Genomic DNA, 14,798 nt, shown 5'->3' with positions numbered 1-14,798 from the left:
AGGACCCGGTGCGCCAACGGCGAGGCGTCGCGGTCGCAGCGATCAGAACTTGTAGCGCACCCCGAACATGTAGCGCGGCCCGGACTGGTCGTAGGAGTACAACTGACGCGTGTTGCGCCCGTGGGTCCGCATGGTCTCGTCGGTGATGTTGATGCCTTCCAGCGACAGCACCAGATTGTCGGTGACCGCGTAGCTGACGTTCATGTCCAACTGTCCGTAGGCTTCCACGTAGATCGGATTGGCGCCCTTGCCGTCGCCCAGCGAGGTCAGGAACTTGTCGCGCCAGTTGTAGGCGGCGCGCGCCTGCCACGGGCCTTTTTCGTAGAACGCGACGAGGTTCGCCGAATCGCTCAGCCCGGTCATCGCGAACTGGGTGCCCAGGCGCCCGTCGTCGTAGGTCAGGCCGGAATTGACGATGGTGTAGTTGGCCGCCAGGCCGAAACCCGAGTCGCCGAACACGTGCTGGAGGTTGAATTCCCAACCGTCGAGCGTATCGGCGCGGTTGTTGACCGGTGCGGTGATGTTGAATGCCAGCACCGGATCGCCGGGCTGGCCGGTGATGGTGCCGGTGGCGATGCCGTTAGCGTCGACGCCGGTTTTGACCACGCCGGGCTGGCCGTTGTAGGTGTTGAGGATGTAGTTGCGGATGCACGGCCGGTCGGTGGCGGCGCAGCCCTGGGCGATGGCCTGGTTCCAGTACGCGCCGCCCGCGGGCGTGTGCAGATCCGGATAAGGAGTCTGGCGGCTGACCTGATCGGCGATGAAGTTGTCGATCTTCTTGCGGAAATAGCCGACCGAGAAATAGCTCGACTCGCCGTAGTACCACTCGTAGGACAGGTCGAAGTTGCGTGATTCCAGCGGCTTGAGCCCGGGATTGCCCGCGCCGCCGCCGCCGCCGTCGTAGCGCGCCTGACCGCCGACGCTCAGCGCCGGATTCAGGCTGCCCCAGTTCGGCCGGCCGATCGATTCGCCGTAGCTGGCGCGCAGCTTCATGCTGTCGGTCAAGTCCACCGACACGTCCAGGCTCGGCAGCCAGTACTTGTAGTCGCCGTCGAGATTGCGGAACTGCGAACCGGAGTAGCGGATGATGAACTCGTTCTCCGACAGCCAGTCGATGCCCGACGGCGCGGGCTGCAGCGCTGAGGCCTTGACCTTGGTGCGCTCGTAGCGCACGCCGGCGGCGAGGTTGACCGGCAGCTTCCACTCGAAGGTATTGCTCCACTGCAGGTAGAAGCTGCTCGACTTCTCGCGCACCTGGCTGTCGCCCACGGTGCGGTTGGCGGTGCTGCCGGGAACCGCGGCGCCGCTGTAGTCGAACGAAGCGCGGTAGTCCTCGCGGCTGCCCTTGCCGGCGGCGACCCACGCGTCCTCGGCCAGTTGGCGCACCTGGTCGAAATCGAACAGGAAGAACGAATCGGTGAACTTCGGATCGCGGCTGCCGCTGGCGCCGTTGAAGAAGTCGCCCATGTGCTGCAACTGCCAGACCGAATCGGGATAGTCATTGACGCTGGTGGCGCCGCCCCAGGTATCGAGCTGGACGTTGGTGAAGGCCGAGCGGTTTTCGTAGTCGGTCGAGGCGACGCCGAAATTGAGCTTGGAGTAGTTCTGGAACTCGAACTCGCCGTTGGCCTGGAACTGCTCGATTTCCGCGCGATGCATATCGTTGCGGAACACCGAGCCGGCCACCAGCATCTGCGCCGGATCGATCGCGGTCATGCCGGCCGGCAGATGCAGGGTCAGCACCGGGAAATCGCGGCTGAAGTCGATGGTGTTGCCGGCGCGGAAGAAGCCGGCGGCGCCCAGCGTATTGCTCGAACCGTACGGACTGTCGGGCGAGGAATCGGCGGTGGAGCGGTGGTAGTCAAGATTCAACTTGAAATTGTCGGCCACGCGCCAGTCGACATTGAGGCCGACCGACTTGTTCTCGCGCTTGACCGCGGTCTTGCTCGCGCCGTTGGCGAAGTCGGAATTGCCGTTGTAGCGCTCGTCGTAATACGTCGGCGAAGAGCCCGAACCCTTGGTCCACGAACTCGTGCCGGGGGTGAAGTTGAGCCACACCGACATGTCGTTGCGCAGCTGCTCGATCTTGTTCTGCGAGTAGGTGTAGTCGAGCGTCGCGGTGAGGTTGTCGGTCGGCGCCCACTGGAAGGTGAGCTGGCTGTTGAGGCGTTCGCGTTTGACCGAGTTGATGCTGTAACCCAGGCTTTGCGGCATCGAATAGACGTCGTTCGGACCGGGGCGGTTGGTGATGTTCCCCGAACCGGGCTGGCCGGGCAGCGGCAGCGCCGAACCCGCGCCTTCGCCGTTGGGCTGCGGGGTATCGATGAACGGACGCCAGCCGTTGCCCGAGGCCACGAACGCCGAAGCCGAGCCCGATTCGCGCTTCAGGTAATTCGCGCTCAGCGCGATGCCGAAGCGGCCGTCGGCCGAGGTGTTGCTGAAGATGCCGGACGCGTCCGGAGTGACCGAGCTGCCTTTGTAGTCGCCCGGCAGATCGTCGTCGGAACCGTCCCAGATGCCCTTGATGCCGGCATTGGCGTGCAGGCCGGGATTGTCCAGCGGACGCGCGGTCTTGATGTTGATCGTCGCGCCGATGCCGCCGGTGGGCGTGGCGGCGCGGCTGGTCTTGTAGACCTCGACCGCCGAGATCGACTCGGCCGCCAGGTCGCTGAATTCAAAAGCGCGGCCGCCGGTGGCGGTCGGCATCTGCCGGCCGTTGAGCAGCACGAGGTTGAAATCGGGACCGACGCCGCGCACGGTCACGCGCGAGCCTTCGCCGTTGCTGCGGTCGATCGACACGCCGCTGATGCGCTGCAGCGCCTCGGCCAGGTTGGTGTCGGGGAACTTGCCGATGTCCTCGGCGGCGATGCCGTCGACGACGCCCTGCGCGTCGCGCTTGAGGTTCATCGACGAGGTCAGGCTTCCCTTGATGCCGGTGACGACGACCGTGTCGAGCGTCCTCGCGTCTCGTTCGGCGTCGGGTTTTGGCTGCGCGTCGGCAGCGGTGCCCGGCGTCGGTGTGGTCGTCTGTGCGTACACCGGCTGGCCGAGCACCAACAACAGTGCGGACGCCAATAGGGTGTGCCGTGGGGCAACACGCGTTTGCTTCATCGAAACTCCTCCCCAGGATCTTGCGATGGATATGCAGGTACATCCTGCATGCCCCGAAAGTGCCGCGGGGCGATTTGACACGCGGACTGACAGCGCTGTCAATAAAATCGGACAAGCCATGCAGCGAACTCGACAGAAAGCGTTTTCTCGGCCGGTTTCTTTGTCGCGGCGCAGCATGGGAATGGCGCGGGATGCCGTCGCTTCGGCATCGGCAGACGAGCCGCATGCGCGTCAGCGTTGGGGTGGAACCGCGTTTGCGTCGACGTAGATCCGTTCGCGCGCTTGTCGTTCGCCGGTACTTTGCGAATGGCTGAAGGCCTTTCAGCGCAGTGGTTTTCGAGGCATCGCCTCGGTCGTTGCCGGCGTGTTCAAGCGGCCCGTTTGATGCGCGGACAAACGCTTATGAATGGGCGACGCGGACACTTCGCGCATTTGCCGTTGAGTCCGATCGGCGATGTCGATGCTGGTGTTGCGGCCTCTCAAAGACCGACGGACAACAATGTTTCAATGGAACCTCGTCACATGTTTTTAGTGCTGGGCCCGGGCGCATCGAAGATCCTGCCGATGAGCGAACGGCGCGATGCCTCCATCGCGCCGTGTCGGCATGCGGCGGCGCAACAACGCACGGCGCGATCAGGCGGTCCGCGCCACCAGTCCGCGCAAGACCGAGTTGATCATCGATCTCATCTTGACGCCAACCCGGGTCATCACGGTCGCTTCGCCCGCTTACCTCAAGACCCGCGGCCGACCGAAGCATCTCAAGGACATCGAGCAGGCCGATTGCATCGACTTCTACGACGCAGTGCTCGGACGGGCCCATGAGTGGGAGATGCGGCGCAAGAACAAAGTGCTGCCGCTGCGGGTCAAAGGACGCCTGCTCACTTCGGATAGGGGCGCCATGCCCGGGGCTTGCGAGGCCGGTGCCAGTATCGATGAGGTACTGGAGATCGGCTGCGAGCACTTGCTGCGCAGCGGCCGCTTGATCGAACTGTGCCCTGAGCGGTCGGACGAGCGCCTTGCGCCGTATGCGATCTGTCCCTCGCGTCATCACCGCGCGGCGAAGGTGCGTGCGTTCATCGACTTCGTGGTGGATGCCCTGAAGATCGAAGTCGGGCAGCGGGGGCTGGCGAAGATCGAAAGATCGCGGCGGCCGCGGAGGCTCGACTCTCAGTCGCCTAGGCCCCGGGGCAGCGCCAGCCCGGACGAGCCCGCCGCGACCTTGCGCACGCTGGAAATCGCCGCCGACGACAGCGAGCGACGCACGAGCATCGCCGGTACGTTGCCGCCGATGTCCGTCAGCGAGGCATACGTCAATCGCGTCCCGGTGCCCGCCGGCGTCAGGACCCACTCGCCGCGCGAGCGCAGCGCGATGCAGTCGGCGGTCGGTTTCCTGCCGACATAGTCGAGGGAGGTGAACTTCACCCGTATCGCCTGGTTGGCGAGCGCATGCCGCTCAAAGCGCATCGAGTAACAGCGCTCGCTGGTGACCGGCGTGCTGAGGACGTCGGACCAGACGGTCAGCTCGCGGCCGCGCTCGATGAAGGTGCGGCGGATGTTCTTGTTCTTTTCGTCGAGATACTTTCCGAACAGGTAATCCGCGACCGCCTCCGGCGAGGCTTTCAGCGACGTAGTGATGCGCAGTTCGTCGAAGCGTTCGCCGGCGATGCGCCGGGTTTCCAGGCGGATGCCGTCTTCATCGCTGACGGTTCGCCATTGCGGGTCCTGGGCGTTGGCAGCCATGGACCATGCCGCCGGCAACAGGGCGAGACACGCCAGGTATCGCCGCATGTCGCGCGAAGCGGATCGTGCCTGGTGTGCGACCCGGTTACGGAACGAAGTCATGGCTCGCCTCCCGGCGCGTGAGCCGTTGCGTGGATTGCATGCCAGTGCCGTGACAGGGTCAAGACAGTTGGCGGTTTTGCCGGCTGTGCCTGGGGTGGAGGTCGGCGGAGTGGCGGGTTCCAGGCGGAAGCGGCACGTCAGACGGTCGCGGTGCCGCGCGTCTTGCGCCTGTGGAAACTGCGTTGCGAGCAGCGGGCGGCGGACTTTTGCATAGAGCGCCGTGCGGTTGCCGGAGCGATCTCGCAGCTTGCAGGTTGCAGCGCGGCGGCATGGGAACCGGACGGCATCCGCTCGATAGCGGCCCGACTTGTAGAGCCGATCACGCATTGCAACTGAGACCGCCGGCCGATCTGGACGATCGCGTACCGCCGGGAACCTGCTTGCTGCGAGGAAAGCGGCCGCGAGTACCAGTAATGGGCTCGGCCGCGTGCTATCGGTTCGCGCGACGGTGGCCGATGTTGCAGCGGCGCCTGGATCGAAAGGACCGTGCTCGGCGGCGAATTCTGCGCGGAGCACTCGACGGCGGAGGAGGTCGCACAGGGGCGCGCCATGGCGAACGACCAGGACGATGGCGAGACGGACGGAGCATCCGCGTATGACGCATCGTCGAGGATTGCGGCGTCGTCCGATGCCGGTGGACTATCGAACGCACGTCAGCGTTTTGCTCAGGTGGCATCGATCGATTCGCAGGCGCGCGCGCGGCACCCGTTTGCCGATTCGGACCATGGGATTCGACGGCAGATCAGCACCGCCGGAATTTCGATCCGTCGCCGAACGATGGCGGAACCGCGAACATGCACCGACATGCCGGTGCAGCGGTCCGACGATCCCTTGTTGTCGGAATCGTCGGCGGCGGCCGTGGCCGTTACGGACTGGCTGCGTTCGCAAGGCGTCGATGTCGGCGGCCGGCCCGACATCCGCCGCTGCGACGGCGGCATGTCGCACCTGACCTATCGCCTGCGTTACGACAGCCACGATCTGGTGCTGCGCCGGCCGTTGCCGGGGCAGGGCGGACTGCAGCGGATGCGGCGGGAGTTCGCCTTGCAGGCCGCGCTGCGGCCGCATTATCCGGTCGCCGACATGGTCCGCCTGTGCGTGGATCAAGGCATCGTCGGAACGCCGTTCTATGTCATGCGCTACGTTCCTGGCCTCGTGCCTCGCCGGCGATCGTTCGCGGGCGTCGCCTTGTCGGCCAATGATGCGCGTCAGGTCTGCATCAACCTGCTGGACAAGATGCTCGCACTGCATCGGATCGACCCGCGTTCGCTGGCATCGAAGGAACTGGTGCTCGCGCCCTCCAGCGCGAGCCATCTGCGCAAGCGGCTGCTTCACTGGTTGAGTCGCCACGCCCGGCTCAAGGCGTGGACCATCTGCGATCTGCGGCCGATCGGCCAATGGTTGATCGATCGCGTGCCCGAGCAACGGCACGCCGCCTTGCTGCACAACGATTGGCGGCTCGACAACATCGTCTTCGATGCGGCGCAGCCGGCGCGGATACGCGCCGTACTGGACTGGGAGTTCGCCGGCGTGGGCGATCCGCTGATGGACCTGGGCATCCTGCTGTCGTACTGGATCGATCCGGGCGACAACTTCGTCGTGCGGCGCTATCAATGGCAGCCGTCGCACCTGCCCGGCATGCTCAGTCGCGATGAGCTTCTGGATCGCTACCTGAGCGCGTCCGCGCGCGATACCCGGGACTGGGCGTTCTACCGGATCTTCGGATTGTTCCGCTACCTGCTGACCTTGCAGGAACTGTACGTCCGCCACGTGGTGCAAGGCGGCGAGGAGAAAGCGTTCTTCAGTGGTATCTGGGTGCTGATGCATTACCTCAACTGGAAATGCCGCGGATTGATGCGACATGCCTAGCCTGATCTGGCACGAGCGGATCATGAGCGATCTGTCCGGTTCGCTGGATCGCCTGGCGTTTCTTCCGCCCAGCTGGCGCTACCGGATCGTATCGGCCGCGCTGGGTAGGCAAAGCCGCTATTTCCGCACGCATGGCTTTCGCATCGTCCATATCGAAGCGGGCAAGGTGTCGATTGCGGCCGGCAATCGTCGTGGTTTGCGCAATCGCGCCGGTGGCATTCATTCGATGGCGGCCAGCCTGGCCGGCGAATACGCCGCCGCGCTGGTGGTCGCGCAGCATCTGGCCTGCAGCGCGAAGTTGGTGGTCAGGCGGGTGCAGGCGGATTTCCGCAAACCGCTGTGCGGCGACATCCAGGCGCATGCGTCCCTTGATCCGGCGCAGGTCGGCGCCGTATCGGGTGCGTGCGACGGCCAGTTGCGCGTCGCGATGCAGGTGGTCGATGCAAGCGGCAAGGTGCCGATCCGCGGGCACGTGGATGTGGTGTGGCGTTCGCCGATGCGCGCGCACGATGTTTCGTAGCCGTTGGCGCAAACATGAGCCGTGCGATCGAAGCTTCAACAACCAATCCCTTGCCAACCTGCCGATAAAAACCAGATGCCAGACCCATCGCCAGCGCCGCCTCGATCCTCCGACCGCCTCCTGCGCGTCACGCTGCTGGCGGCCTGCTTCGGGTTCATGGTGGTCCAGCTCGACATCACCATCGTCAACCTGGCGCTGCCGACGCTGGCGAACGAGCTGGCCACCGATATCCCCGGGCTGCAATGGGTGGTGGACGCCTACACCCTGCTGTTCGCCTCGCTGCTGCTGTCGGCCGGCGCGGTGAGCGATCGGTTCGGCGCAAAACGCAGTTTCCTGATCGGACTGAGCGGATTCCTGTTGGCCTCGGCGGCCTGCGGCCTCGCCCAGAACCTGACCCAGCTGGTGGCGGCGCGCGCGGTTCAAGGGCTGTTCGCCGCGTTGATGGTGCCGTCCTCGTTGGCCTTGCTCAATCATGCGTTCGCGCACGATCCGAAACGGCGCGCGCGCGCGATGGCGTTGTGGACCGCTTCGGGCGCCGCGGCGGCGGCGATGGGTTTGCTGCTGGGCGGCGTGCTGCTGCAGACGCTCGGATGGCGCAGCGTTTTCTTCGTCAACCTGCCGTTGTGCGCGCTCGGTATCGTGCTGGCGTGGCGCATCGCGGAAACGCCGCGCAACGCGGACAGGCGCCTTGATGTTGCCGGGCAGGCGCTGACGATCGCGGGCCTGGGTGGGTTGATCGGCGCGATCATCGAGATGCCCCGGCTGGGATTCGCTCATGGCCTGGTGCTCGGCGGATTCGGCCTGGCGGTGGTGTGCGCGGTCGCTTTCGCTGGCGTGCAGTCGCGGGCCGCCCAGCCGATGCTGCCGCTGACGCTGTTCCGATTGCCCAACTTCAGTATCGCGTTGCTGTCCGCGATCGCGATCAGCCTGGCCTACTACGGCCTGATCTTCGTCATGAGCCTGTACCTGCAACAGGTTGCCGGCTACACGCCGCTGCAGGCCGGCCTGGCCTATGTGCCGCTGACCGTGGCCTTCATCGCCGCCAATCTGCTCAGCGGCCGATGGCTGGCGCGCCATGGCGTTCGCGTCGCGATCGTGGCGGGCCTGGTGCTGTGCGCCTCGGGTTTCGCGTGGCTGGGCCGGCTCGGACACGGCGAAAGCTACGTCTGGATATTGCCCGCGTTCCTGGCGATTCCCGCCGGCATGGGGCTGGCCATGCCCGCCACCACGACGATGATCCTGGCCAGTGTGGAGCGGTCCTGGTCGGGGACGGCCGCGGCGGTGCTCAATGCGGTGCGCCAGACCGGCGCGGCCCTGGGCGTGGCCTTGTGCGGCCTGTTGCTTGCCGATGCCGGACGCATCGATGTCGGCCTGCGGACCGTATGCCTTGTTTGCATGGTCGGGCTGTTGTTTTCGGCGGCTTTGTCGTGGCGTTGTATCCGTGACGGCGGTTCGGCCTGAGCCGGCAAACTTTGGGTCACTATCGGCGGCTTTGTGCGGCGCTTGCGGGCGATGCGGGTATCGCCGACGAAGTGTTTTTCGATGCCTTCATCGAAGCCGTGGGGCCGCCGCCGATCGATCGCTCGAAGCGAATACAGCGTGACCAAAAGTCGTTCGCAGCACTCATTTGACAGTTATCGACATGGCTGTTTAGAGTGCCGAGGCGGTATCTCTTGATGTACGTCACCGAGTCAATTCGGTTCGCGATGAGAGGCCGCAAGGCTCGAAATCGATGTCCGGTGCGACGGAGTTTCGCCACACGCAGCCGCCGTCTGCTGGACGACATTCAGTACTCAAGGAGGATCTGCAATGCAAAGCAACGATATCGTCTCCGCCTGGCTCACCGGCGCCAACAACGTCGGCGGTTACAAGAATCCGGCGGGACCGCTCTACATCGAAGGCGAGATCGCGATGGACGAGGCGATGAAGACCCCGTTGACCCACTCCACTTCGATCTCGACCTGCCCGAGCGGTCGCTGCTACTGCTGCATGTAAGCCGTTCCCGAGGTCGTCGGCGCGCAGCCCAGCCGGGTTGCGCGTCGTCTCGGCACTGATTGCGTACTGCTCATGGGCCGACGGCCCGCTCTCCCAAATCTCAGCCCGGTGGCGCAATGACCGAAAGCCGTATCCACGAGGGCTTCGGTCCGATCATCGATCATTTCACCGCCGCCGCGCGCGACACGTTCGACACCCGCCTTGCGGCCTTGCCCGCCGGCCTCGATGCCGCCGAATCGGAACTGATCCGCGCGGCGCTCGCGCAGGCCTTGTACGAAAACGCGCGGCTCAAGCTCAACCGCGTGCTGCTGCTCGAACTGCACGCGGCGAAGCTCGGCGGCGAACTCACCGCCGAAGACGAACCCGGCCGCTTCGCCCAGTTCGTCGCCAAGGCGCTCAGCCCGGAATTCGCCGAGCAGTTGCGGCATCGCTATCCGCCGCTGCGCGAGCGCTTGCAGCGTGCGCTCGACCAGCAATGCGCGGCGATCGAAACCCTGGTGGCGCGCCTGATCGCCGATCGCGCGGCGCTGGCCGAGTTCCTCGGCAAAGCGCCCGGTCGCCTGATCAAGCTCAGCCTCGGCCAGGGCGACCTGCACGAAGGCGGACAGACCGTGGCCCGGCTCACCTTCGAAGCCGGGCAGGTGATGTACAAGCCGCGCTCGCTGCGCATCGATGCGGTGTTCGATTCGTTTCTCGCCCAGTTGTTCGAAGAAGAACAGCGCATCCGCGTGCCCGCGGTGCTCGATCGCGGCGATTACGGCTGGGCCGCCTTCATCGACCATCGCTATTGCGACGGCGACGACGAACTGCGTCGCTTCTATCGCGGCCTCGGCCATTGGCTGGCGATGCTGCGTCTGCTCGGCGGTACCGACATCCATCTGGAGAATCTGGTGGCCGCCGGTCCGGTGCCGGTCGTGGTCGATGTCGAGAGCCTGTTCGCGGCGGCTCGGCCGGTCGCGTCATCGAATTACGGACAAGCCTACGATCTTGCCCAGACGCTAATCCAAGACTCGGTGCTGCGTACCGGCATCGTGCCGTTCCGTTCGCGCAGCGTGGGTTTCGGCCGCGCGGACTTGTCCGCGGCCGGTTCGTTGCCGGGCGAACAGCCGCAACTGCAAGTCCCGGTCATCGCCGACGACGGCACCACCGCCGCGCGGGTGGAACTGGTCGAAGCGGACATGGACCGCTCGCAGAACCATCCCAGCCCGAATCCGGATGTGTCGCGCTATTGGGACGAAATCACCGAGGCCTTTCTCGATGCCTCGCAGCGACTGCGGCGACTCGACGCAGACGGTCGGCTCGCGCCGTTGCTGGCCGCGTTCGAAGGTTGCCGCGCGCGCGACGTGCGCCGCACCACCCAGGTCTACGTGGAAATCGGCCGCATGCTCTGGCATCCGGCGTCGCTGCACGAAGAAGCCAAGGCGATCGAGCGCGCCCGCGTCTTGTTCTCCAGCGCCGGTGGCGGCGCGCAGCCGTCGCCGGAGGACATCGCCGGCGAAATCCACGCGCTGCGCTACGGCGACATTCCGATCTTCGTGCTGTGGCTGTCGCCCGAGCGCATCGCCGCAACGCTCGCCAACTGGCGCGCGATGCGGATCGAACTCGAAGAAATGACGATCCGCAGTTCGCTGGTCGTCACCCAGCTCAACAGCGGCGTCGATGGGCCGAACCAGCGTGACAGCCGCTCGCACTACGCTCGCCGTCCGCATCGGGACGAGCTCGACGGGCGCAGGCGCCGGCTGGCCGCCGAAACGATGCAGCGTCTGTTGCAGCTCGCCGTGCGCGGCGAAGACGGCTCGGTCACCTGGATCACGCCGGAAAGCTTCGGCAGCCAGGGCTGGCATGTGCAGCCGTTGGGCGCCGACGCGTATTTCGGCCTCGGCGGCGTGGCCGTGACCTTGGCCGGTTATCGGCATGAAGTCGCGCACGGACGCGCCGATCCGGTCGCGGGCGTCGACGAAGCGCTCGAGGGCGCCTTGCTCGCCTTGCAGACCTTCGTCGCGGCGCAGGCGCCGGCGACGGTGGGCGGCTTCACCGGCGACGGCAGCCGCATCTGGGCTTGGCTGGTGCTGCACGATCTGCTGGGGCGGCCGCAATTGCTCGCCAACGCTTGCGCGTGCGCGGCGGCGCTGGAGCAAAAAGGTTTCGAGGACGATCCGAGTCTCGACATCACCGATGGCAGCGGCGGCGCCATCGCGCCGTTGCTGGGGCTCGCCGAGGCGACCGGCGATCCGCGTTGGCTGTCGCTCGCCGCGCGCGCGGCGTCGCATCTGGAATCGCAGGTGCGGGTCGACGAACAAGGCACCTACTGGCTGACGGCGGGGATCGCCGATCCGATCGGCGGTTTCGCCCACGGCGGCTACGGCATCGGCTGGGCCTTGGAGCGTCTGGCGCAATCCGATGCCGGCAGCGAGAGCGACCGGCAACGCTGGAACGCGTTGGCCGATGGCGCCTTCGCCTTCCAGGACTCGCTGTTCGACGCGGCGGTCGGCAACTGGCGCGATGTGCGCATGAAGGACACGGTGAACTTCCCGACCTGGTGCAACGGTGGGGTCGGCATCGGTCTGGCCGCGGCCGATCTGTATGCACGCGGCGGCGATCCGCGCGATCTGCGCGACCTGCGTCGCGCGGTGGCGGCGTCGCGCGGGCAGTGGGGGTTCACCCATACGCTCTGTCACGGCGATTTCTCGCTGTGGGAACTGCTGGTGCGTGCGTCGGCGCTCGATCCGGAGGGTTCGGCTGTCGACTTTGATGAGGCGACTGCCGAAGTGGTTTCGGCGATCGAGGAGCACGGTATCGTCGGGGGGATCACCCGTCAGGCGTTTACGCCTGGCCTGATGACCGGACTGGCTGGTGCGATTCACGCCTTGAATCGGATGCATCCTGATTGCGACCTCGCCTCGCCGTTGTTGCTTGAATGTCGGCGGAGCTCTTCTCGCGTAGGTGCGGAAGCTTTGGAGCTCTCGAGCCTATTAGGCTGAGGGCAAGATCAACGGCTTTCGTCCGCAAGCGGCCGAGTTACTTTCTTTTGTCTAAAGCGAAAAAATTCTGTCTGGATTCCCTTCGGTCAAAAGGTAACCAAAGAAAAACGTTTTTTTGTGGATCGAGTGCCCGCGCGTGCGGCGCTTACGCGGGCATGCGCCACACGGGACATCCTGTCCCGGTGGCGCACGGCGCACATCCATGAGCGCTGCCCTCCGGGTGTGATGTTGCTAACGCGAGTTGCAAGCCTCGCAGCGCTGGAAATGAAACCTGACTTCAGCCTAGAGCCCCATGATCTCTCTATGGGAGCGCGCCGATGACGGGCATGGATGCGCCGGCGTTTTCGTAGGCGTCCGTTCTCGCTCGGTAGCGGATGCTAGATGGCCGTGAACTTTCGGTCCTGTTCACCAGCGTGAGAGCCGAGCATCGGCCCAGAAACGTCAAAGCGCTTCAGGAGCTTCGCACGCTCACCAGATCGCCGTTCGATCCTCGTTCGAACAGGCGATGCTCGCGGGGTTTGTGCGGATTCCAGCCTGCCGCGATCGCGGCATCGATCGCCCAGCGCACCGTTTTTGGCGTGACGGGGGCCAGTTCGAAAAATTCGTGGCGCCGTTCGCTGGGCGCGGTGATGATCGGGCCATAGTTCAGCCACGGATCGTCGAAGCGCATGCGCACTTCGAGCGGGAAATCCTTGCGCCCTCGTTCCCTGGACCAGGCTCTCAGGACGATATGGTTGGGATCGATGGAGCGAACGATCCACACGTACGTAGCCGCTCCAATCGTCATCCGCCGGGGTCTTGCTTTTGTGGGCATGTGGATCTTTCTGGGGTGGTGGCGATCAGTGACGAAACAGTGTGTCCGCTTGCAGCGCATCGCCCGCGGCATTATGGGCCGTTGGCCGCGTGATCGCCCAAGGCGACGCATCCATGGAACGCATCGAAGCATCCGCGATCGATCGGGCGCAAACGCTCTGCGTTAGCATCAGCGGTGTCGAGTCCCCAAGTGGAGCCGTGCTTTGTCGTTCTCAGATCCCCAGGCGGTTGCCCGCTACGCGCAAGGCCCGGTCCGGCAGGTTCCGGGTTTCCATGCCCTGCAGCAGATGACGATGCTGTTGCTGGCCGAGGCCGTTGCGCACGACGGTCGGGTGCTCGTGCTCGGCGCTGGCGGCGGCCTGGAATTGAAGGTTTTCGCCGAGGCGCAGCCCGAATGGCGTTTTGTCGGCGTGGACCCGTCGGCCGAGATGTTGAAACTGGCGAATGACACCTTGGGCCCGCTCGCGTCGCGTGTGGAGCTGTGCGAGGGCTACATCGACACCGCACCGGACGGCCCGTTCGACGGCGCGACCTGTCTGTTGACCTTGCACTTCTTGCCCGCCGACGAGCGCCTGCGGACGCTGATCGAACTCAGGCGACGACTGAAGCCCGGAGCGCCCTTGATCGTGGCTCACCACAGCGTTCCCGACGATGGGAAATTGCGCTGGCTCCAGCGCTATGCCGCGTTCGCGGTGGCGTCCGGCGGCATTCCTGCGGAGAACGCGAGCAAATCGGTCGCCGCGCTCGACAGCCGACTGCCCATGCTCTCGCCCGAACACGACGAGGCGCTGCTGCGCGAAGCCGGGTTCGAGCATGTCGAACTGTTCTATGCCGCGTTCACCTTCAAGGGTTGGGTTGCGTACAACCCATTCTAGAAGCGGCATCCGACGGCTCAGCCGTGCGCAATATCCATGTGGACGCTAAAGCAAGCCCAACTGAGCCGCCTTCAAGGTAGCGGCCGCGCGAGTGGAGCACTCGAGCTTTCGAAATACGCTCTCGATGTGAGTGCGCACCGTGCTGGGGCTGACTCAAGCCAAGAGCCCATTGCCCAGGCGACTTGGATCACCTGCGCCGAAGTTTGCGACAGGTTTGCTGGTCATCTTCGCGTTTGATCAGAGTGTCCTTTTTTTGATGAGCGATGCGAATCGAGCCGGTATCATTGAGGCGGAGTGTTTGCCGCGCGCGTTGAATGGCCGACTTGTATCGGCGGGACGATTCAATTTCCGGGTCGGCTATATTTGAAAGAGGATCGCCCGCATGTCGACCGGAAACCTGTTCGTCGATGCCGATGCGCCCGCCCAGGGCGAACGCTTCGAGACTTTGCTCACGCACAACAACCTCGTCGTCGAGCGGATCGTCAGTTCGGCTGCGACGATTCCGGTGGAGTACGTGCAGACCCAGGACGAGTGGGTCGCGTTGCTGCAAGGCGAGGCAACCTTGGAGGTTGCGGGTGAATCGATGGAACTGGTTTGCGGCGGTTATGTCTTCTTGCCCGCAGGCACGCCCCACACCGTGCGGCGGGTTTCGCAGGGCGCCGTCTGGCTGGCGATTCATCTGCATCCGGCGGCGGCACCGAACGATTGAGGCGGGGCGCGCCGATCCTGTCGCTCGCTGGACCAGGCGTGGGATTGTTCATTCAAGTTTGAATGCCCGACGTTCTTGCCGGCCGA

10 protein-coding genes and 2 pseudogenes are annotated in these 14,798 nt (G+C 65.1%); 8 read left to right on the top strand and 4 right to left on the bottom strand.

Annotated elements, in window-relative coordinates; all coding sequences use genetic code 11:
* Positions 1 to 42: 42 nt before the first annotated feature.
* Positions 43 to 3,111, bottom strand: a complete 3,069-nt coding sequence (locus KME82_RS22840; RefSeq protein WP_215496054.1) for a TonB-dependent receptor — start codon at positions 3,109 to 3,111, stop codon at positions 43 to 45.
* A 580-nt stretch (positions 3,112 to 3,691) separates the two neighbouring features.
* Between KME82_RS22840 and KME82_RS27265 the strand changes: the two are divergent.
* Positions 3,692 to 4,198, top strand: a pseudogene (locus KME82_RS27265) (LysR substrate-binding domain-containing protein); the annotation flags it as partial.
* Positions 4,199 to 4,278: 80 nt separating this feature from the next.
* Here the strand turns inward: KME82_RS27265 and KME82_RS26720 are convergent.
* Positions 4,279 to 5,280, bottom strand: a complete 1,002-nt coding sequence (locus KME82_RS26720; RefSeq protein WP_252255485.1) for a hypothetical protein — start codon at positions 5,278 to 5,280, stop codon at positions 4,279 to 4,281.
* A gap of 159 nt (positions 5,281 to 5,439) precedes the next feature.
* On the opposite strand from KME82_RS26720, the gene KME82_RS22830 reads away from it, so the two are divergent.
* From KME82_RS22830 to KME82_RS22810, 5 genes are all read left to right on the top strand, one after another.
* Complete coding sequence (locus KME82_RS22830) at positions 5,440 to 6,819, top strand: phosphotransferase family protein (protein WP_215496052.1); 1,380 nt, start codon at positions 5,440 to 5,442, stop codon at positions 6,817 to 6,819.
* Between the two features lie 22 nt (positions 6,820 to 6,841).
* Positions 6,842 to 7,339: a DUF4442 domain-containing protein gene (locus KME82_RS22825; RefSeq protein WP_215496051.1), complete on the top strand. Its 498-nt coding sequence runs from the start codon at positions 6,842 to 6,844 to the stop codon at positions 7,337 to 7,339.
* Between the two features lie 156 nt (positions 7,340 to 7,495).
* Positions 7,496 to 8,800: an MFS transporter gene (locus tag KME82_RS22820; RefSeq protein ID WP_215496050.1), complete on the top strand. Its 1,305-nt coding sequence runs from the start codon at positions 7,496 to 7,498 to the stop codon at positions 8,798 to 8,800.
* 348 nt (positions 8,801 to 9,148) lie between these two features.
* Positions 9,149 to 9,334 (top strand): DUF6229 family protein, encoded by a 186-nt coding sequence (locus tag KME82_RS22815; protein ID WP_056106709.1) that lies wholly within the window; start codon positions 9,149 to 9,151, stop codon positions 9,332 to 9,334.
* 116 nt (positions 9,335 to 9,450) lie between these two features.
* Positions 9,451 to 12,315: a type 2 lanthipeptide synthetase LanM family protein gene (locus KME82_RS22810; protein WP_215496049.1), complete on the top strand. Its 2,865-nt coding sequence runs from the start codon at positions 9,451 to 9,453 to the stop codon at positions 12,313 to 12,315.
* A gap of 451 nt (positions 12,316 to 12,766) precedes the next feature.
* Here KME82_RS22810 and KME82_RS22805 read toward each other — a convergent pair whose 3' ends face one another.
* Positions 12,767 to 13,078, bottom strand: coding sequence for a hypothetical protein (locus KME82_RS22805; RefSeq protein ID WP_215496048.1), 312 nt, complete (start codon positions 13,076 to 13,078; stop codon positions 12,767 to 12,769).
* 253 nt (positions 13,079 to 13,331) lie between these two features.
* Here KME82_RS22805 and KME82_RS22800 point away from each other — a divergent pair, with 253 nt between their 5' ends.
* Positions 13,332 to 14,003, top strand: a complete 672-nt coding sequence (locus KME82_RS22800; RefSeq protein WP_252255483.1) for a class I SAM-dependent methyltransferase — start codon at positions 13,332 to 13,334, stop codon at positions 14,001 to 14,003.
* Between the two features lie 45 nt (positions 14,004 to 14,048).
* On the opposite strand, the pseudogene KME82_RS26855 reads toward KME82_RS22800, so the two are convergent.
* Positions 14,049 to 14,144 (bottom strand): annotated as a pseudogene (locus KME82_RS26855) (hypothetical protein); the annotation flags it as partial.
* A gap of 241 nt (positions 14,145 to 14,385) precedes the next feature.
* Here KME82_RS26855 and KME82_RS22795 point away from each other — a divergent pair.
* The gene (locus tag KME82_RS22795) at positions 14,386 to 14,712 is read left to right on the top strand and encodes a cupin domain-containing protein (protein WP_215496047.1); all 327 of its coding nucleotides are present in this window, start codon (positions 14,386 to 14,388) and stop codon (positions 14,710 to 14,712) included.
* Positions 14,713 to 14,798 lie beyond the last annotated feature (86 nt).

This window comes from Lysobacter capsici (assembly GCF_018732085.1).
Classification (GTDB): Bacteria; Pseudomonadota; Gammaproteobacteria; order Xanthomonadales; family Xanthomonadaceae; genus Lysobacter; species Lysobacter capsici_A.
The sequence above is the reverse complement of the archived record's forward strand: the minus strand, read 5'-3'. Positions and strand labels throughout refer to the sequence as shown.

Excerpts from the sequence above, each read along its gene's own strand:
- KME82_RS22810 (WP_215496049.1), top strand. The coding sequence starts at position 9,451 with ATGACCGAAAGCCGTATCCACGAGGGCTTCGGTCCGATCATCGATCAT.
- KME82_RS22825 (WP_215496051.1), top strand. The coding sequence starts at position 6,842 with ATGAGCGATCTGTCCGGTTCGCTGGATCGCCTGGCGTTTCTTCCGCCC.
- KME82_RS26720 (WP_252255485.1), bottom strand. The coding sequence starts at position 5,280 with ATGCGTGATCGGCTCTACAAGTCGGGCCGCTATCGAGCGGATGCCGTC.
- KME82_RS22815 (WP_056106709.1), top strand. The coding sequence starts at position 9,149 with ATGCAAAGCAACGATATCGTCTCCGCCTGGCTCACCGGCGCCAACAAC.
- KME82_RS22820 (WP_215496050.1), top strand. The coding sequence starts at position 7,496 with ATGGTGGTCCAGCTCGACATCACCATCGTCAACCTGGCGCTGCCGACG.
- KME82_RS22840 (WP_215496054.1), bottom strand. The coding sequence starts at position 3,111 with ATGAAGCAAACGCGTGTTGCCCCACGGCACACCCTATTGGCGTCCGCA.
- KME82_RS22795 (WP_215496047.1), top strand. The coding sequence starts at position 14,386 with ATGTCGACCGGAAACCTGTTCGTCGATGCCGATGCGCCCGCCCAGGGC.